Genomic DNA, 19646 nt, shown 5'->3' with positions numbered 1-19646 from the left:
CGGAAGGAGAGCCAAATGACTGACTCCGGTTCGCAAGATCGGCCTGTAGGCGCGCTGTCGGGGGTCGTCGTAGCCGACTTCAGCAGGGTACTCGCCGCACCGTACGCGACGATGCTGTTCGGTGACCTTGGCGCCGACGTGATCAAGATAGAGCGACCGGGTCTTGGTGACGACACCCGTCAGTGGGGGCCGCCGTTTACTGATGACCATCAGGCGACGTACTTCCTGTCCGTGAACCGCAACAAGCGTTCGTTCACGGCCGACATGTCCGACCCGGCAGACCACGACGACCTGGTTGAGCTGATTCGTCGCGCTGACGTGCTGATCGAGAACTTCCGTCCGGGCACAATGGCACGGCACGGGTTGTCCTACGAGCAGGTCGCGGCGGTCAACCCGCGGCTGGTGTATTGCTCGATCACCGGGTTCGGGGCGGACGAAGCCGGCGCGGCCCTGCCCGGCTACGACCTGCTGGTGCAGGCCGTGGGGGGACTGATGAGCGTGACCGGCCCGGGCCCGGGTGAGCCGGTCAAGGCCGGCGTCGCGCTGGTGGACGTGCTGACCGGCCTGCACGCCGCGATCGGCGTGCTGGCCGCCCTGCGTGCTCGGGAGACCACGGGTCGAGGCCAGCTGGTAGAGGTCAACCTGCTCAGTACCCTGCTGTCCAGCATGGTCAACCAGAGTGTTGGCTACACCGCCGGCGGCGCGGTCCCGGGCATCCTGGGGAACCGGCACCCTTCAATCGCGCCATACCAGCTCTTCCCGGCTTCCGACCGGCCGGTCGTCATCGCGGTCGGCAACGACCGGCAGTTCGCGCAGCTGTGCGCGGCCCTCGGAATCCCCGAGGCTGGGGACGATCCACGTTTCGCGACCAACCCGGCCCGCGTCGCGCACATCAACGAACTCGATCAGACCATTACGGCACAAACCATTCAACAGACTGCCGACTACTGGTACCGGGTGCTGTCAGCCCGCGGGGTCCCCTGCGGCCCTGTCAACGACATCGCCGAAGCTTTCGCGATGGCCAGCGAGCTCGGGCTGAACGCCCGCATCACTGTAGGCGCCGACCAGGACAGTGTTGACCTGGCCGCCAACCCGATCATGCTGTCCGACACGCCAGTCACCTACGTCCGTCGGCCACCACGCCTTGGGCAGCACGCAGACGAAGTGCGCGCCTGGCTTCAGAGCGCCACCACCACCGACCCCCCGCAACACCACCAAAACAGCAGCAATCACCAGCCAATGGGAGCACATCCGTGACCGACCTTGCCATCGACTACCTCAACATCGACTCCCTGCTCACCCAGCAGGAAATCGACCTGCGCAGCCAGGTCCGCCAGTTTGTCGACGACCGAATCCGGCCCAACATCAAGTCCTGGTACGAGGACGCGGTCTTCCCCCAAGACCTGGTGAAGGAGATGGGGAGTCTCGGACTGCTGGGAATGCACCTTAAGGGCTACGACTGCGGCGGGCGGACCGCCGTCGAGTACGGGATCGCCGCCATGGAACTTGAAGCCGGCGACTCCGGCATCCGCACCTTCGTGTCGGTGCAGGGATCACTCGCCATGAGCGCGATCTCCAAGTTCGGTTCAGAGGAGCACAAGCAGCAGTGGTTGCCCGGCATGGCCGCAGGTGAGCTGATCGGCTGCTTCGGTCTCACCGAGCCCACCGCGGGCAGCGACCCCGCCAACATGCTCACCCGAGCCGAGCGTGCAGGGTCGGGCTGGGTGCTGAACGGAGCTAAACGCTGGATCGGTCTCGCCTCCGTCGCCGATGTTGCGATCATCTGGGCGGGCACTGAGGACGGCATCCGCGGCTTCGTCGTTCCGACCGATACGCCGGGTTTCTCGGCCACTCCGATCTCGGAAAAGCTGTCGATGCGCGCCTCGATCCAGTGCGACGTCACGCTCGACGACGTCCGGCTGCCAGACAGTGCCGCACTACCTGGCGTGGTGGGGCTCCGTGGTCCCTTCTCCTGCCTCAACGAAGCGAGGTACGGCATTTTGTGGGGCGCCATGGGCGCAGCCCGCGACGCCTACCAAGCCGCCTTGGCCTACGCGAGCGAGCGCACCCAGTTCGGCAAACCGATCGCCTCGTTCCAGCTCACCCAGCAGAAGCTGGTGGACATGGTCCTGGAGATCCAGAAGGGAACACTCGTGGCCCTTCAGACGGGGCGGCTTAAGGACGCCGGCCTTCTGCGTCCGGAGCAGATCTCCTTTGGCAAGCTCAATAACGTCCGCCAGGCGATCGAGATCTGCCGTTCGGCCCGCACCATCCTCGGCGGAAACGGGATCACACTCGAGTACTCACCCCTGCGGCACGCCAACAATCTCGAAAGCGTTCGCACCTACGAGGGTACCGACGAGATCCACACGCTGATCGTGGGCCGGGCCATCACCGGTATCCCGAGCTTCTCGTAGTCCAGGGCGATTCCTCAGCCCTGCGCTTCCGCAACCCTGACCTCTCGCGTGTCGGGGGCCCTGTCCTGTTTTGTCTATGTGAAGGGAAGTCTTGTGTCAGAAACCGTTACCGAGACCCGCACCACTTATGTTGACCATGCCGGTTACCGCTTTGCTCTGCTGACTCTTGGGAACTCCGGTCACCGCCCCGTGACCCTGGGCCCGGCATCGCTGGCCGGGTTTGAGGACGCTGTGTGCGCCTTGGACCTGTCCGGAGTGGATGCGGTGGCCGTGACCGGCAAGGGCTCGGTTTTCTGTGCCGGTGCGGACCTGAAGACGATGACAGAGGCCACGACGCCGGAGCAGGCCGAGGACGTGGCGCGTCGCGGCCTGGAAGTGCTGGGCCGGCTGGCGGCCGTTCCGGTGCCCACTTTCGCGTTCGTCAACGGGATCGCGCTCGGCGGAGGATTGGAACTGGCTTTGCACGCGGACTACCGCACCGCCGCAGACTCGGTCCGTGCTCTGGGCTTTCCCGAAGTCCGCCTCGGCCTCGTGCCCGGCTGGGGTGGTATTCCGCGCACCGCGGCACTACTCGGCTCCGCCCAGACGGCGTGTTTGGTGGTCACGGATTCGCTCGCGGGCAGAAACATCTCGGCCCGGACGGCCGCCGAGCTAGGCTTGGTCGATGCCATACTCCCCGAGGGCGGCTTCCTGACCGCATCGCTGGATTTCGCCGCCGGTATCCTCTCCGGCAGGGCTGCAGCTTCGGCCGGTGCCGGTCGTGGTCCGGAGCAGGAACCATCCGGCGCAGTCCATGGATCAGAAGCACTAGAGGACGTCCGGACACAGCTCGACGCCCGCCTGCACGGCGCCGCCCCCGCTCCCTACCGTGCCCTTGAGCTTATCGCCGCGGCGGCCGCCGCCCCCGCCGGCGCCGCCGAACAGACGGCGGCGGAGATCCTGGCCTTCGGCGAGCTGCTGCTCACCGACGAGGCGCGTGCCAGCATTTACGCCTTCCGCCTCACGCAATCCCTGGCGAAGAAGCCCGCGGGCAGGCCGACCGCCGAGCCGCTACCGATTCGCTCGATCGGCGTAGTCGGTGCCGGACTGATGGCCAGCCAGCTCGCCCTCCTCTTCGCGCAGCAGCTGCGCGTACCCGTGCGGATCACGGACCTGTCCCAAGAGCGCATCGACGCAGCACTGGACTGGATCGGCGGCCAACTGGACAAACTGGTGGGTCGCGGACGCCTGGACGCCGCCGAGGCTGTCCGCGACTTAATCACCGGAGGCACTGACAAGGCAGCTTTCGCGGACTGCGATGTAGTCATCGAGGCCGTTTTTGAGGAACTGGAGGTCAAGCGCGCGGTGTTCGCCGAGCTCGAACCGCTGCTGCGGCCGGAAGCCCTGCTGCTGACCAATACATCCTCGCTGTCGATTGAGGCTATGGGCACCGCCCTCGCCCGCCCCGGGCGGCTGATCGGCTTCCACTTCTTCAATCCCGTGGCCGTGCTGCCGCTGTTGGAAATCATCACCGCGTCGCAAACGGACGAGACCACGCTGGCGACCGCGTTTGAGCTGGCCCGGTGCCTGCGCAAGACCGCCGTAGTCGCCACGGATACGGCCGGTTTCGTGGTGAACCGCGTGTTGACGCGGATGCTCGTCGAGGTCCTTTCCTTGGTTGACGACGGCGGTGATCCCGCCGTCGTGGACCATGCCTTGGATCCGCTGGGCCTGCCCATGACGCCGCTGGAACTGCTGCAATTCATTGGCCCGGCCGTGCAGCTGCATATCTGCGAGACCATGCATGAGGCCTATCCGGCGCGCTTCGCGGTGAGCACCAGCCTGAGGGCGCTCGTCGCAGCGGGGCTCCCCGGCTATCTGGACAACCACGGCGGAATGTCAACTGCCGCCGCTGCCTTGCTGCCCGCGTCGAAACCGGTAGATGTCGGCGGAGTCCGCGCCAGGCTCCTGGCCGCGCTGGCCCAGGAAGTCACCGTGATGCTGGACGAGTCGGTCGTGGCTGGACCCGAACAGATCGACGTGTGCATGATCCTCGGCGCCAATTTCCCCTTCCACGCCGGCGGCCTGACACCGCTGCTGGACCGCGAAGCGGGCACCGCCTTCCATTCGGAGCTGCGCGTTCCCGTCCCCGCCGTCGGGTAGTCCCGCCCGCGGCCCGGGGCCCATGCCCACAGGCTGGCCCTCCATCGCCTGTCCCATCCAGGAGTACAGATGAACCGAAATGCAGATGTTGTTATCGTTGGGGCCGCCCGCACGCCGCAAGGCAGGCTGATGGGTCAACTCGCCCCGTTGTCCGCCGTCGAGCTCGGCGGCGCCGCGATCGCCGCGGCACTCGACCGCGCTGGCATCCATCCCAATGCTGTCGACGCCGTCATTATGGGACACGTGCTCCAGGCCGGGGCAGGACAGAATCCTGCCCGGCAGGCAGCTGTCGCCGGGGGCATTCCGCTCAGCGCCCACGCCGTCACCGTTAACAAGGTGTGTCTGTCCGGACTGAGCGCCATCATCGACGCGAGTCGGCTGCTGCGGCTGGGAGAAGCCGCGGTGGTGGTCGCCGGCGGACATGAATCAATGAGCAACGCCCCGCATTTGCTAGCCGGTTCACGCACCGGGCATCTCTATGGCGACGCTGCGCTGGTTGACTCGGCGGCCCACGACGGACTCACCGATGCCTTCGATCACGAGGCTATGGGCCTGGCCACGGACTATGCCAATGCCGCCCTGGGCATTCCCCGCGCCGAGCAGGACAAGGCGGCGGCCAACTCGCACCAGAGGGCAGCCGCCGCGCGGGCCGCCGGCCTCTTCGACGCGGAGATTGTCCCCGTCCAGGTGCCGCGGCGCCGCGGCGCCGCCGAGCTGGCAGGCACCGACGAGGGTGTGCGTCCGGACAGCAACGAGGAGTCGCTCGGCAAGCTCAGGCCGGCGTTCTCGCCGACCGGCACGGTTACGGCCGGCAATGCCTCGCCGCTCAATGACGGTGCGGCCGCCGTCGTCCTGACAACCCGGGGTTATGCAGACGTCCACGACCTCGAGATCATGGCGGTCCTCGGCGCCCCGGGACAGACCGCGGGTCCAGACACCTCGCTGCCGGACAAACCGGCCCGTGCCATCAGCAAGGCGCTTGAAACGGCCGGCTGGAGCGTGGATGATCTTGACTTCGTGGAGATCAATGAGGCGTTTGCCTCCGTAGCCCTGCATTCGGCGGCACAGCTCGGGATCGACATGGACAGAGTCAACGTCAACGGGGGAGCGATCGCTCTGGGGCATCCCATTGGAGCCTCAGGTGCGCGGGTTGTGGTCGCTGCCGCGTACGAGCTCCAGCGTCGCGGCACCGGCAAAGCGGCAGTAGCACTGTGCGGCGGCGGGGGCCAGGGTGAAGCGTTGCTCCTGTCACGTTGACTCAGCGTTTTTCAGAACTGAAACAGGCGCTATTCCAACTCACCGCCGCACCAGGGTCCGCAGGAGTTTCAGCGCCACGGAGATGGAGGCGAGGTCCATTTGCCCGGGCTTTGTGGCCTCCGCAAAGGTGTCCTTGATGCGACCCAGTTGTTCCTCGTGTCCGCGCTCCCACTCCACGATGCGTTCCAAGGTATTGGCACCTGGTGCACTAAGGCCCTGGGTGGTCTGCATGACGGAAATGGTCATGTCTGCCACGGCGGTATAAACATCGTCGCGCAATGCGGCCCGGGCGAGGGCCTCCCACCGGTTCTGCCGGGGCAGGTCGGTGATGCGCAGCAGCAGACTCAACGCACCGATCCGATGGAAAACGGCATAGTACAGATCGGCGATTGTAGTGAGGGGTTCATTCACCTGCTCCGACACGAGTGAGATGTCCAGCAGCCCGAAGCTTTCCAACAGATTAGAAGCGCGCTGCCCGAATTCCCGCGGCAGGCCGACCTCGTCCCAACGCGCCAGCCGGTCCTCGGTGTGGTCACGATCGGAGCCGCGCAGAAACTCCAGCGTCCTGGTCAGCAGCAGCCCAAACGTCGGCGCGATCCTGCCCAGGGCCTGGGCGACGGGCTGATCCCGGTGGTCGTGTGTCACGTACCATCGGGTTGCCCGGTCCAGCGCCCGGCGCATATACAGTGCCACTTCTGCGGCGTATTCGCCGGGAATCCCGGGGGGAAGTGCGGCCAGCCTACCCGTTATCCACGGCAGGTCGTAGGCCTCCCGGATGGCCACGAAGGCCCTGGCGACGGCCGCAGCAGATGCGGTGGTTTCCTCGGTGGCACGGAAGGCGAAGGTGATTCCTCCCAGGTTGATCATGTCGTTGGCCAGCACGGTGCAGATGATCTGCCGGCGCAGGGGGTGTTCGTCCAGCGCAGCGTCAAAGCGTTCGGACAGCTGGCGGGGGAAGTAGCTGCGGAGTACCCGTTTGAACCAGGGATCGTCGGCGAGGTCGCTGGCGGTGAGTTCCCTGGCCAGTTCGATCTTGGCATAGGCGGCAAGCACGGACAGTTCCGGTGCGGTCAGTCCCTTACCTGTCCGCAGCCGCTCGTGGAGCTGTTCTGTGCTCGGCAGCGCCTCCAGGCTCCGGTCCAAGTCTGCGGCGTTCTCGAGCCAGTCCATCATCCGCTCGAATCCTGGGCTCCACTCCAGCACGAGGTGCTGGTCGTTGAAAAGGAGGACGTTCTGGTCCATGTTGTTTGCCAGGACCAGCCGGGTCACCTCATCCGTCAGGGAGTGCAGGAAGCTTGCCCGTTCCGACGCCGGCATCTTGCCGGCTGCGATCATCCGGTCCACGAAGATCTTGATGTTGACCTCGTGGTCCGAGCAGTCCACGCCGGCCGAGTTGTCGATCGCATCGGTATTAACCAGGACGCCGTTTAGGGCCGCCTCTATGCGTCCACGCTGGGTGACGCCCAGGTTCCCGCCCTCTGCCGCGATCCTGGCCCTCAGTTCGTTGCCGTTGATCCGGATGGCATCGTTGGATTTGTCGCTCACTTCCGAGTGGCTTTCCGTGACCGCTTTGACGTAGGTTCCGATGCCTCCGTTGAAGAGGAGGTCCACGGGTGCCCGGAGAATGGCCTTAATCAGCCCGTGAGGCGGCAGCGATGTGATTCCTGGCTCCAGGCCAAGGGAGGCCCGGATCTGTTCCGTGATTGCGATCGTCTTGGCCCGGCGGGAATGGACGCCGCCGCCCTCGCTTATCAGCGAGGGGCTGTAGTCGGCCCAGGACGAACGCGTAAGGCCGAAGAGACGCTTGCGTTCCTCGAAGGATGCCTTGGTATCCGGAGCCGGATCAAGGAAGATGTGCCGATGGTCAAACGCCGCCACCAGCCGGATGTGGGACGAGAGCAGCATCCCGTTCCCGAAGACGTCGCCGCTCATGTCGCCGATGCCCGCCACAGTGAAGTCTTCGCTCTGCGGATCCATGCCAAGCTCGCGGAAATGGTGCTTCACGGATTCCCACGCTCCGCGGGCCGTGATTCCCATCCGCTTGTGGTCGTATCCCACGGATCCGCCGGACGCGAAGGCATCTCCCAGCCAGAAGCCGTATTCCTGCGCCACGGAGTTCGCGGTATCGGAGAAGGACGCTGTTCCCTTGTCGGCCGCCACCACCAGGTAGTAGTCGTCGCCGTCGTGGTGCACCACGTGGTCGGGCGGGGCCACCTCTTCGCCGCCCGGCGTGGTGACCAGGTTGTCCGTGAGGTCCAGCATCCCCCTGACGAAGATCCGGTAGCATTCCAAGCCCTCGCCCAGCCATGCTTCCCGGTCCATAAGCGGGTCCGGCAAGTGCTTGGGATAGAAGCCCCCCTTGGCCCCCGTCGGCACAATGACGGAGTTCTTCACGTTCTGCGCCTTGACCAGGCCCAGGACCTCCGTCCGGAAATCCTCGCTTCTGTCGGACCAGCGCAGACCGCCGCGAGCCAAGGCTCCGAAGCGGAGGTGGACGCCTTCCACCCGCGGCGAGTAGACCCAGATCTCGTACTTCGGCCGTGGAAAAGGGGCGCTGGCGATGGCGGCCGGATTCAGCTTGAAGCTCAGGTGGGCCTTGTCCAGGAAGTAATTGGTACGCAAGGTCGCTTCCACGAGGTTCATGAGGGTGCGCAGCAACCGGTCGGCGTCGAGGACCGGAATTTCGTCAATCGCTGCCAACAGCTCCTTCTTTGCCACAGCGGTGTTCCTGAAGCGGCCAGACTCGTCGGGCCCGGGGTCGAATTTGGCCTGGAACAAGGCCAAGAGCGCGTGTGTGGCCCGGGCGTTGTTTATCAGCGTGTCCGCGATGAAACCGTATGAGTTAGTGGTCCCCAACTGCTGGAGGTACTTCGCATAGCTTCGCAGGATTGACGCCTGCCGCCAGCCCACCCCCTCCCGGATAACGAGTGCGTCGATCCGGTCAGATTCGATGTCCCTCCGCATGGCAGCTCCGAAAGCATCGGCGAGAAGTTCGCTGGTTGCCTCGGGGTCGACCCCGCCGGGATACTTCACGCCGAGGTCGTATAGGAAAACGTCCTGGCCCGTCCCGCGCCGAAGCTCGAAAGGTCGCTGGTCCATCACCTCAAGCCCGAGGTTGTGCAGGAAGGGCAGGATCTGCGTAAGGCTCCTGGGCCTGGTCAGATATAGGCGGATCCGGGCGTCCTCGGCCAGGGTGGCCGAGTCGCCCTGACTGACATAAACCGTCAGCAGCGTATCCCCATAGGGTCTACCGCCTGTGCCGTCCAAGTCGAGGGTCTCGAAATTGGTGATGTCGCCGACAGCGGCTTCCGCATCGTAAGCCGCACGATAACCGGGAGGAAACGCGTCAGACCAGAGACTGGAGAGCCGTACGGCCTCTGCCGCCGGGAACCGGCCACGGATCACTTCGTCGAGCCCGTCCGACCAGGAGCGGGTGGCCGATATCAGACGTCGTTCGAGTTGGGAAGAGTCGACGTCGGCGGTGCTGGACGCTGAGGCCTCCGACCCGGAGCCACCTATTTGGATCCGGAAGAAGATCCGGGCCATGGGGGATTCGGTCAGGCGGACCTCGGAATCAACGGACTTCGCCTTGAACGCATGCCTGAGCTCTTCTTCCATCAACAGCCGGACGGCCGTGCTGTAGCGGCGACGCGGGAAGAAGACCAGCGCGGACACAAACCGGTCGAAACTGTCACGTCGAAGGAACACGCGTATTCGCTGCAGCACCTCGGCACGGAGAATTTCGCCCACCAGCCGCGAGAGGTCATCCGCCTCAACGTGGAACAATTCATCGCGCGGAAAGGTCTCCAGGACAGCCAGCAGGTCCTTGCCGTGATGGGACCGGGGTGTAATTCCCAGACTCTTGGTGACTGCCTGGACCTTTTCGCGGATAACCGGAATCCGCCGGACGGACTGGTGCGCGGCGCCGGGCGTGAATAGCCCCACGAACCGCCGTTCTCCTGTGAGCCTCCCGGCCTTGTTGAACACCTGCAGACGCAATTCATCCAAGTGCGACCGCCTTAGGACCGTAGACCGTGCCTCAGACGTGGCAAACGTGAGTGCCTGGCGTCCACGAATCCGAGCCAGCCCGGGCACCTGCATTCCGGCAACGCCCCCCTCCGGCCGCCGCAGCAGGCCCAGCGGGGCACCTTGCCGCTCAGAAAGCAGCTCCTCGCTACCCGCCGTCGTAGTTTCATATTCGGTGTAACCGAGGAACAGAAAGTTGCCGTCGTCGAGCCAAAGGAGCAACTGATGGAGCTGTTCCGGCGGCGGAACAACAGCCTGCGGGAATCCGTCCACCGAGGTGACGGCCTCGGCGACCTTGCTGTGTATGGCAGCAGCGTCCTTGGCGACAACGCGCACATCGTCCAACACCCTTTGCAGGCGTTCTGTGAGCTCGCTCGCGGCTGCCTCATCTGCCAGCTTGCCGATTTCGACGGCCACCCAGGTCTCGGATGTTCCACGGGCTGGGTGCACGGACTCTTCCAGGAGGCCTTCTCTGGAGAGGCCGGGGCGGACGTCCAGCAGGGCGTGGGAATCCGGATCGCGCAGCACTTGGAAGGTCGGATGAACGAGCAGCCGGATCGAGGCGTCGTCACGGGTGAGCTCCGCCGTTACGGAGTGAACCAGATATGGCATGTCCTCGGCAACCACTGCAACGATGCACGTGTCCAGCTCGTTCAGGATGCCGACGGCGGCCTGTCCTGGGCGCCGCGACGACGCCACCGAGAGATGGTGCACGGCTCTGGCGCGGAGGGTTTCGTGGCTGTAGTTCTGCACGTCCTCCCGGGGTACGTGAGCGTAGTAGGCGGCCAGGAAATGCCCGTCGGGCTTGATGGTGCCGGCAGCAGCAATCTGATTCGCCCGGTCTGATTTGGGTGACATGCCAATGCGCCTCCACTACGCGGGGTGCTATCGGAAACTGCGGTTGGTCGTCTCGTCTCCGCGCATGTTTTCATCATCGCCGCCACCCGGAAACACGTCCAGAGCCACAGCGTCCCGAGTTCTCGCATCTGTTTGAAGTCCTACTCCCGGTAACGGGCGTTTCGTCCCCCTGCCATTTGGGAGAGTCCAAGACGGTTGGGCTATTGGCGACTCCATCAAGCCATTCAGTGGTTCGGTGGTCACGGTGGCCGACCTGAGGCGTCGGAGTGCGCAAAAAGTAAGTGTGGACTGGGTCGTACATCGGTCGGACTGGCTCGGATTGCCTATGTTTTCTGGACTTCCCAGTGTTTGCAAGGGCTGGAATGCAGTTCGAGTCCCACCTCGGGCACGCATGACCCCTCGTCAGAGGGGTTTTTGCTTTAATGTGTGGACATTGAGCCTCCGCGGGTCCCTCTGACGTTGTCCGCGGTCTGTGCCTGGCGCCGCGGACACCTATTCGGTTGTGTGGGTAGCGGGGTCAGCCCTGGCTGGGGAGCCCTCCGCCTGCTGGGATGTGCGGTCATTAGGGTCTCCGTTCTTGTTCCTGTGGTGGCTGGGGTAAGGTCCTTCACTTATTCATGGGGCGGGGTTGTGCTGACGACATGACTCTAGTGAGATTTCTTGAAGCATTTTCGTCGCCCGTCGCTAGATAATATGGCGTAGGGGAGGGGGAATGTGGCCGGTTGTCCGGCCAAAGGGCGTGGACAGTGTCCACACTGGATAACCTGTGAGAATTGCCCCCGGTGTGTTGGTGCCGGGGCCAGCGGCGTGCCCCGCACCGGGGATTTGCCCCCGGCACCATACTCCGCTGTAGTCATGACATGGCGTCCGACTCTAGAAGTCCAGGCTGAGCGGACGGCGGTCGTCTTGGTACACGGTGGACTTGGAGTCCCGGTCCATTGGTAGACCCTGGCCAGTGATCGTCATGCCGTGGAAGCTTTGTTGGCCTGGCCTCCGAAAGCAATTGAAAACCTGGCTCGCCTAGGACTCTCACAGCCGGAATACCCAGCGAATATCGGGCGCACTCTAGGTTCGCCGCGCTGGGCCACCGCCGCGACGCTCTCGAGTCGGTGCGGCAGTTCGTGGCGAAGCGGACAAGGCCCCCGCACCGTCGGCCTTCCCGGACGGCGGGCAGTGGCACCTACCGCCGGACCGGCGACTGGACGGCCTTGTTGGACCGGCCGAGCGCTTGGTGCTCTGCCCACCACGGCCGCCGACGGGAATGTCCGGTAGGCCGTCGCCGGCGGTGAGCTGCGGTAGCGGGGCTGCCGCTGTTCCGGGGCGACGGGCTACACCACTCCCCGGGGGTGCCGCTACAGATCGGCGTCAAGATTTAGAGCTGGGCCGACCAGGAATGTGGCTAAGAATCGACTTTGTGAAGCCACCATCGACACAGATGTCTTGCCCGGTGACGTAACCCGCCAGAGGGCTTACAAGAAACTCGATCACGTTCGCAATGTCCGTGGGGTCACCGATTCGTGCCAACGGGATAATATCTTCCCTTGCCTTCTTGATTTGGGGATCTTCATACATTTTTTCCGTCATCCGTGTATGAGTCATACCCGGGGATACCACATTTACACGAATTCCTTCAGGGGCCCATTCCAGCGCAAGTGTTTGGGCCAGCATCGTCAACGCAGCCTTGCTGGGGCTGTAAGCACCTGATCCGGCATGTGGGAGCTGGCCAGACATTGACGAGGTAAAACAGGCCGAACCGCGGCTCTGCCTCAAATGCGGGTAGCTTGCTTTGGCAAGAAGCCACGGGCCGCGGAGATTAACGGAGAACATGCTGTCCCAGTCCTCAACAGATAGGTCACAGATGGCAGCGGGGCTGGCGATTCCGGCATTCGCCACCAACGCGTCCAGGCCACCGAATTCGGCGACTGCAGCTTCTACCAGTTGGCTTGGCACCTCAGGGTCGGCGAGGTCGCCTGCCAATGCGATGGCGGTACCTCCCATGGCCTGGATGGAACGAACAACGTGCTCTTGGCTACTGTTTGGTTCGTGTCCACACACCGCAATCATCGGTTGAACTCCCCGAGCCAAAGCCGCCTCTGCGATTCTCACGCAGGTCGCTGCGCCTATTCCGCTACTTCCGCCACTTACCAAAGCTCTCATCGCACACTCTCTTTAAAATAGACTCACATGGGAATCGTTTTTTGACTACCAAAACATGATTGAAATCCTGGACCCAGGACAAAGGTCGATTCGTAGTTGAACACAATATATTCCAGTGCCATAATTTTATGGCGCGCGGCCGACGCGTTGCATTCCCCAAGCTGGGGCTAAGTTCCTAGTTCCCAGCCTTGATTCTTGAGATCCTGCATCGCCTTCTTGAATTCTTGCACGGGGTTCTCTTCTCGAATGATCTCAAGCACAACGTTATTGACTCCGCAGGTTGCTTTGACGGCATTGCCTAATCCGGCCCAGTCGATCACTCCTGTGCCGATTGGATCATGGCCCCAGGTTTCCGTGCCCGTATCAGAAATATGGACAAGTCCGATTGATTCATGGTTGGAGAGCAGACTGTCTACTGGATCTTCTCCTATGTAGGCGGCGTTGGCGACGTCATACACGATCTTCACTGAGTCGTCGTTGACCGTGCTTACGACGCCTGCCAGGTCCCGGATGGTGGGAGTGAAGCAATAGGGAGTGTTTTCGAAAAGTAGTCGTGTGCCGGCCTGCTTGGCCAGGGGAATGAGAGTCTCCAGACTCTCGTACATCCACCCGTAGGTCTTCTCGAGTGAAGGTGAGATCATGGGGCGCCTTGTGCCGGGGGATATCACAACTTCGGGGACATCCCACGCTGCAGCCAAGTCGATCACCGACTTGATGTGCTCGGTACTTTTGCGGCGCATGTTGGCGCCAGGGCTGGCCAAGTTGATGTCATATCCGCCGGCGTTCAGTGACCTGATTTTGGCGCCGTATTCATTGAGCCTTGCATGAGTTGCCGAACGCTCTAGGCCAGATATTTCATCCGGCCAGCAATGTGGTGAGCTGATCGGAACTTCAAACGTTTTATACCCGTTGTCGACCAATTCAGCTATCGCATCAATTGCCGTAGATGACCATAGATAGGAAAATGTATTAATAATCATTTGGTTCATTTGAAAGCATCCTCTCTGTTCTTCGCCTATGGAGAAAAGTGTTTCATATATAGCGCACTGTTTCGATCTTGCGAAAGGCATCGCAAGCGCGAGCAAGGCGGCTCGACGAGCCCTCGGGCAGACACGCCCCTTCTCGCCTAGTCGAGCCGCCCGACTAATTGGTAATTAGCGTGCCTACCGGGAACGCACAGCCTCGTCGGTGGCCGACGAAGTGCTCACAAGCAGGTGCTCGCCTTCGAGTACCTCGGGGTCAGCAGGCGCCACGGTGGCACGGTCACCGCGGTCGCCGGTCTCCGGGAGCGTGAAGTAGACGGCGAGGCAGAGGGCGACAATGACTGTCATGTAGATCGCGACGTACATGGGATGTCCGGCGCCGACGAACGCAGCGGCGATCAGCGGCGCGGTACCACCGAAGACGGCAATCACGATTTGGTGTGCGAAGCCGATGCCCGATACCCGTACCGCAGCTGGGAACAGTTCGGCCTGGATGGTCGGATACACCGACTGCCAGATACCGAGAACCACCCACCCGGACGCCGAGACCAGAACGTAAACACCGAAGCCCGGCTGGTTCAGCAGCAGCAGCATGGGGTAGAAGAGAACGATCATGCCGATGGCACCGATGATTGGGAAGATTTTGCGTCGGCCGAGCCGATCAGAGAGCGCGCCGACGGACGGCACGATGATGACCAGCAAGGCCAGCCCGATAACGCTCCCGGCCAGGGTGGAGGCCAGGTCCCGGCCGGTGGTCAGCTTGGCGTAGGTGGGAAGGAAGGTGGCCCAGGTGTAGTAGGCCACGGCCGGGGCGGACAGCGCTGCTGCCTGCAGCAGCGCCTTCGGGTGTTTGCGAAGCAGGTCCATCAGACGCGCCGGTGCGGACTTTTGATCGACGAGAGCACTGGCCTCAAACTCGGGGGTCTCTTCTGCCCGGGCCCTCAAGATAAGGCCGACGACGCCGAGGATGCCCCCCACGACGAACGGGATGCGCCAACCCCAGGCGGCGAGGTCCGCGGGCGAAAAGGATGCTGTTACGATCGCCGCGGAACCGGTCGCTGCCAGGGTCGCCAGGCCGCTTGCCATGTTGGTGAACGAACCGAACAGGCCCCTGCGGTTCGCGGGAGCGTGTTCCACCATGAATGCGATGGCGCTCTGCCCCTCACTTCCGGCCGAGATGCCCTGGATGATGCGTGCAACCAGAAAGAGAACAGGCGCTGCATAGCCGATGGTCGCAAATGAAGGTGTGAGGCCGACGATGAGCGAGCCGAGCGCCATCCCGGAGACGGACAGCGTCAGGATGAGCCGTCGGCCGAAACGGTCGGCCAGTGGAGAGATGATAATTCCGCTGAGCGGGCGTACAACAAACCCGACCGCGTAGGTGAGCAGCGCCGCGATCAAGGAGGCGAACGGGGAATCACTTGGAAATATCTGTGATGAGAACACCGCTGCCAGGAGCCCGTAAATGTACCAGTCGTACCACTCCACGAAGTGGCCGATCGTGCCTGCCACGATGTTGCGGAGGCTGCGAGTGGGCGTCTTGAGACGATCGGAAGGGGCCGGGACGGCGAGGGCGTCTTGTGAGGTCTTCATTGAGCTCTCCATATTTTGACGTGTACTGAGGGGGGTATCGGAATATTCCCGGCCACCTGAAACGGTGTGCGGGTCTCACCCGGCTGCAACTCGGCTCGACGGGACAATTGACTGCCAAGGCCAAGAGCCGGAGCAACGCATAGGCGCTGCCTGACTTGCAGTGGGAAAGAACTGATCCAGCCTCCCCGTGTTTAACAAATGAGATCGGTTGCTGAGATCGGTTGCAAGCAACGATACGGATGAGAAGTGAGTCTTGTCAACGTTCTATGTGGTCGCGGCGCAGATATCGAAGATAGACCTCCGACTCAGTGACTAACCGCCCGACGCCGGTCCACTTCAATCGACCGGAAGGGGTGCCTCATTGTTGAAGTCCTGGAAATGCACTCCGGACCAAGCGCACTCCAAGCTGCCGTATACCGACCAGTAGTCATCCCAGTGGGCAAGTTTCCACTGGTCTCGTTCCAGTCCGCGCCGGGTGAGCCGCGTACGTAGAACGTCTTGAGGTACCCGGACCCGTATCACGATGATCGCGGTCGACGGCCATTGGAATTCTTCTGACACACGACTCAGATAGTCTGGTTCTTCGAAATAGGCTCCGAAGGGAGCATCAAGGACCACTGATCGGCCGAGCCGAAGGTTTATCCCCGCCACATCCATGAGAGTCTCGTACTCGAGGGGCAGCAAATTGTCGCGATAGTAGTCGTTGGCCTCGCGGTCGGTGGGATCATGCCCGGTAGCGGTCAGCGCGAATTCGACGAAGCGGCCACTGACCCGGTCCTTGTCCAGGTACGCAGCCCCGTGCTCTTGTGCTGTTTGCTGGGCAATCGTTGTTTTCCCTGAGCCGGCAGGACCGATGACAATGAAGACTTTGGGGGCCTTCATTGGCGGGCCTCTGCCACAGCTGACAGGAACTCCTTGGCGGCCTCGGTGACGCGGGAGAAGTCGCCATCGGGTTGCCATGCTTTCGTCACGTAGCTGCCGACGCCGACGCCTGCCACGCCAGCCGCGAACCATTCGCCCACGTTCTCTACGGTTACGCCGCCAGCTGGCATGATCGGCAGATGTGCGAGCGGGGCGAGGACTGATTTGGCGTAGGGGATGCCGCCGGCTTCGGTGGGGAAGAGCTTGAGGATGTCGGCGCCTGCCTCGGCGGAGTTAACAAGCTCAGTGGGTGTATAGGCGCCGCTGATTGTCGGCACCTGGTACCGGTTGGCGGTACGGATCATCGCGGGGTTCAGCTGAGGACTGACCAGGAACTGAGCGCCGGCCCGAATGCATTCATAGGCTGAGTGCTCGTCCAGCACTGTTCCGGCACCGATTGCCACGCCGGTGGAGCCGTGTTTGGCGGCGAGCCGACGGATCACGTCGACAGCGCCTGGAATTGAAAGCGTGATCTCGAGTGCCCGGAAACCTCCTTCGATGGCAGCTTCCGCAACGCGCTCGGCAACCTCCGCGTTCTTCAGCCGCACGATGAGGACGGCCCCTGACTCCTCGATAGTTTGCAGGGTGCGAAGTTTCTTATACATATTGGCCTCTCTCCGGCCGGGTATCTCTTACTTCTTGAGCGACCCGACCCCTTGTTGGTGTTTAGTTCCGTTGACAAACTCTCCCACCATCCATAGTGTTATTGCAACCGATCTCAGCAACCGATCTCATACAAGGAGGTATTGCGGTTGACTTACGTACGCACAATCATTCTTGGTGCTTCCCATTGGCATGTTCCGCTCTGCGCGCCAGCCATTGCCGAAGAGCACGAGGTGATCGGAGTCAGTGACGACGATGTATCCCGCGTGCAGGTGCAGGACCTGGCCGAAGGCTGGGGGGCGCCGGTTGAAGCCGACTGGCAGAAGCTGGTTGATCTCACCGATGTCGGACTCGCATATGTCTTTGGTCCCCATGAGGGTATGGCCGAAAAGTGTCTCGCCCTGATCGAGCGCGGTATTCCGTTCGTCGTGGAAAAGCCATTGGGCACTTCCCTTGACGAGCTCTCTGCCGTGCGTCAGGCCGCCGAGGCAGCTGGCGTGCCTGCCACTGTCCCCCTGGTCCAGCGCGGCGGACCCACAGATCAATGGCTTGCCAAGGCAGGACGGCCCGCTTACCAGCGAACCTCATTTATTGCTGGTCCACCATCCCGGTATATCGATAGTGCCAATCCCTGGATGCTCGACCCGCTCAAGGCGGGCGGGGGTTGCCTGGCCAATCTGGGTCCGCATTTTGTCGATCTGTTCCTCAGGGGCAGTGGCGAGACTGCAGCACATGTGGACTCCCGGCTCTCATCGGTTCTTCACAGCCAGGCTGTTGAGGATCATGCCAGCCTCATCATCACCACGCCTGACGGCCGCGAAGCCATCGTGGAAGTTGGCTACGCATTCCCTGGCTCGCCGCTCAAGCGCTACTGCAGCTTCACCTCGGTCGGTGAGGCAGGATTCGCCTCCGTTGATTCGGACGGTACAGCTACGTTCACGGCATTGGATGGCACCACGGAGGTCGACAAGATCAATGTGGATAGCGACCCTCTTTACGATCCGTTCGTGCGGAGCGTCGCCCGGACGCTGGATGATAGATTCCGGGGCCTGCCGACGCTGGCCCAGCTCGAAGACGTTATGCGCCCGATTTGGCAGGCCTATGACGACCAGCACGGAGGAAGAGAACATGCCTGATCTGAGTATCGACGTCGTCGCGAAGGCTGCCGGTGTCCACCGGTCCACCGTTTCCCGGGCTTTCTCCCGGCCGGAGGCCGTCAAAAGGGAAACGCGTGAACACATCCTCAAAGTTGCCGAAGGGCTCGGTTACACGATGAGTCCACTCGCCCAGGCTCTTCGGACCAAGACCAGCACATTCATCCCGCTGATCGTTCCTGACATCACCAACCCGTTCTTTGCTGAACTTGCCAAGACGATGACACAGGCAGCCGACGACCGCGGTTACCAGCTGCTGCTCTGCGTCACCAACGGGGACCCGGCCAAAACCGACGGATACTTCACCGCCATGCAGGCCATGTATGCCCCCTTCGGCATCGTCGCACCCTCCACAAAGGTCGATACCGAGGCGATGAAACGCTTCGACTTCGGCCACAAGGTCGTGGTGATCGACCGGGTTGAAGGGGACGATGCCGTCCCAACGGTCACCGTCGACAGCCGCCGCGGAATCATGATCGCCCTGGAGCACCTGCACTCTCTGGGGCACACCTCGATCGGCTACGTATCCGGCATCGCCGGAACGCACACCGCCCAGGACCGTATGGACGCCTATCTGGAGCTGTCCGCCGAGAGCGGCAGTGCACCTGTCGTGCTGGACAGCGGGTCGGATCTGGATGCGGGCACGCGCGGGGCAGAGCATTACCTCGAGATGGACAATCCTCCAACGGCAATCATCGCGGCCAACGACATGGTGGCCTTTGCGGTCATCTCGGCACTCGGCCAACGTGGCGTACGGGTACCGGAGGACGTGTCGGTCATCGGCTTCGACGGTCTCGCTCTCGGCGCCCGGTTCAACCCGCCTCTGACTACGGTTCGCCAGCCGATCGCCGACATGGGACACATCGCCATCGAACTGGCTGAGAAGCAGAACATTGACGGCTCCGTGGACCACATCGTCCTCGAACCTCAGCTTCTGGTCCGCGACTCCACTTCTGGACCACGCAAATGACCAGGGGACAGGAGTCAACGCTCCGGCGTCTGCCCGGGCTCCAGCACACAGACCACGTCGGCCTGACAGTGCCAAATCTGGAGGAAGGCATCCGCTTCTTCGTCGAAGTCCTCGGAGCTGAGGAGCTCTACCGCTCCGAGCGCGGGCCCGACGAAGAATTCATGCCCACAAACTTCGAAGTCCCGGCAGATGCCAAGCTCACGCTCGCAATGTTGCGCCTGCCACCAAACCTCAACATCGAGCTTTTCGAATGGAGCAGCGCTGAGCGGCGTGATACCCCGCCGCGGCACTGCGACGCCGGCGGCCACCACCTGTGCTTCGTCGTGGACGACGTCGACGAAGCGATCGCAGTGCTGCAGGAAATACCTGGGGTACGCGTGCTTGGTGAGCGCAAAGAAGTCGCTGGCGACAGCCCCCGAGTAGCCGGCAATCGCTGGACATACTTCATCACCCCTTGGGGATTGCTGATGGAAATCGTGGATCGATCCCGCGTCGCAGCCCCGCCCCGGCTGGTCGGTCCCACGGACTGGGCAGCACCTCCAAACACTTCAGAAAGGACATAAAC

At 62.8% G+C, this 19646-nt stretch carries 13 protein-coding genes; 7 read left to right on the top strand and 6 right to left on the bottom strand.

Going from position 1 to position 19646, the window contains the following annotated elements:
* Positions 1 to 15 precede the first annotated feature (15 nt).
* The 4 genes from AB0N24_RS20525 (at position 16) to AB0N24_RS20510 (ending at position 5816) form a co-directional block, all read left to right on the top strand.
* The gene (locus AB0N24_RS20525; protein ID WP_364128309.1) at positions 16 to 1257 is read left to right on the top strand and encodes a CoA transferase; all 1242 of its coding nucleotides are present in this window, start codon (positions 16 to 18) and stop codon (positions 1255 to 1257) included.
* The gene (locus AB0N24_RS20520) at positions 1254 to 2417 is read left to right on the top strand and encodes an acyl-CoA dehydrogenase family protein (protein WP_364128306.1); all 1164 of its coding nucleotides are present in this window, start codon (positions 1254 to 1256) and stop codon (positions 2415 to 2417) included. Before AB0N24_RS20525 ends, AB0N24_RS20520 begins: the two co-directional genes overlap by 4 nt.
* A gap of 93 nt (positions 2418 to 2510) precedes the next feature.
* A complete protein-coding gene (locus AB0N24_RS20515) occupies positions 2511 to 4559 on the top strand; it encodes a 3-hydroxyacyl-CoA dehydrogenase NAD-binding domain-containing protein (protein ID WP_364128303.1) in 2049 nt (682 codons plus the stop codon).
* Between the two features lie 69 nt (positions 4560 to 4628).
* Positions 4629 to 5816 carry an acetyl-CoA C-acyltransferase gene (locus AB0N24_RS20510; RefSeq protein ID WP_364128300.1) on the top strand — a complete coding sequence of 396 codons (1188 nt, stop codon included), beginning with the start codon at positions 4629 to 4631 and terminating at the stop codon, positions 5814 to 5816.
* A gap of 39 nt (positions 5817 to 5855) precedes the next feature.
* Here the strand turns inward: AB0N24_RS20510 and AB0N24_RS20505 are convergent, their stop codons facing one another.
* The 6 genes from AB0N24_RS20505 to eda form a co-directional block, all read right to left on the bottom strand.
* Positions 5856 to 10700 carry an NAD-glutamate dehydrogenase gene (locus AB0N24_RS20505; protein WP_364128297.1) on the bottom strand — a complete coding sequence of 1615 codons (4845 nt, stop codon included), beginning with the start codon at positions 10698 to 10700 and terminating at the stop codon, positions 5856 to 5858.
* A gap of 1365 nt (positions 10701 to 12065) precedes the next feature.
* Positions 12066 to 12857, bottom strand: coding sequence for an SDR family oxidoreductase (locus AB0N24_RS20500; RefSeq protein WP_364128294.1), 792 nt, complete (start codon positions 12855 to 12857; stop codon positions 12066 to 12068).
* Between the two features lie 167 nt (positions 12858 to 13024).
* Positions 13025 to 13846 (bottom strand): sugar phosphate isomerase/epimerase family protein, encoded by an 822-nt coding sequence (locus AB0N24_RS20495; protein ID WP_364128292.1) that lies wholly within the window; start codon positions 13844 to 13846, stop codon positions 13025 to 13027.
* A 174-nt stretch (positions 13847 to 14020) separates the two neighbouring features.
* Positions 14021 to 15433 (bottom strand): MFS transporter, encoded by a 1413-nt coding sequence (locus AB0N24_RS20490; RefSeq protein WP_364128289.1) that lies wholly within the window; start codon positions 15431 to 15433, stop codon positions 14021 to 14023.
* Positions 15434 to 15769: 336 nt separating this feature from the next.
* A complete protein-coding gene (locus AB0N24_RS20485) occupies positions 15770 to 16315 on the bottom strand; it encodes an AAA family ATPase (RefSeq protein WP_364128286.1) in 546 nt (181 codons plus the stop codon).
* Positions 16312 to 16959, bottom strand: coding sequence for a bifunctional 4-hydroxy-2-oxoglutarate aldolase/2-dehydro-3-deoxy-phosphogluconate aldolase (gene eda, locus AB0N24_RS20480; protein ID WP_364128283.1), 648 nt, complete (start codon positions 16957 to 16959; stop codon positions 16312 to 16314). The genes AB0N24_RS20485 and eda overlap by 4 nt, the downstream gene beginning before the upstream one ends.
* A 147-nt stretch (positions 16960 to 17106) precedes the next feature.
* Here eda and AB0N24_RS20475 point away from each other — a divergent pair, with 147 nt between their 5' ends.
* From AB0N24_RS20475 to AB0N24_RS20465, 3 genes are read left to right on the top strand one after another with little or no spacing between them, the layout of a single operon-like run.
* The gene (locus tag AB0N24_RS20475) at positions 17107 to 18093 is read left to right on the top strand and encodes a Gfo/Idh/MocA family oxidoreductase (protein ID WP_364128280.1); all 987 of its coding nucleotides are present in this window, start codon (positions 17107 to 17109) and stop codon (positions 18091 to 18093) included.
* Positions 18086 to 19081 (top strand): LacI family DNA-binding transcriptional regulator, encoded by a 996-nt coding sequence (locus AB0N24_RS20470; protein WP_364128277.1) that lies wholly within the window; start codon positions 18086 to 18088, stop codon positions 19079 to 19081. The genes AB0N24_RS20475 and AB0N24_RS20470 overlap by 8 nt, the downstream gene beginning before the upstream one ends.
* On the top strand, positions 19078 to 19644 hold the full coding sequence (locus AB0N24_RS20465) for a VOC family protein (RefSeq protein WP_364128274.1): 567 nt from the start codon (positions 19078 to 19080) through the stop codon (positions 19642 to 19644). The genes AB0N24_RS20470 and AB0N24_RS20465 overlap by 4 nt, the downstream gene beginning before the upstream one ends.
* Positions 19645 to 19646: the final 2 nt, after the last annotated feature.

It is taken from the genome of Arthrobacter sp. NPDC093128 (assembly GCF_040683875.1).
Classification (GTDB): Bacteria; Actinomycetota; Actinomycetes; order Actinomycetales; family Micrococcaceae; genus Arthrobacter.
Note: the sequence above shows the minus strand (reverse complement) of the source record. Positions and strands in the feature narration are given on the sequence as shown.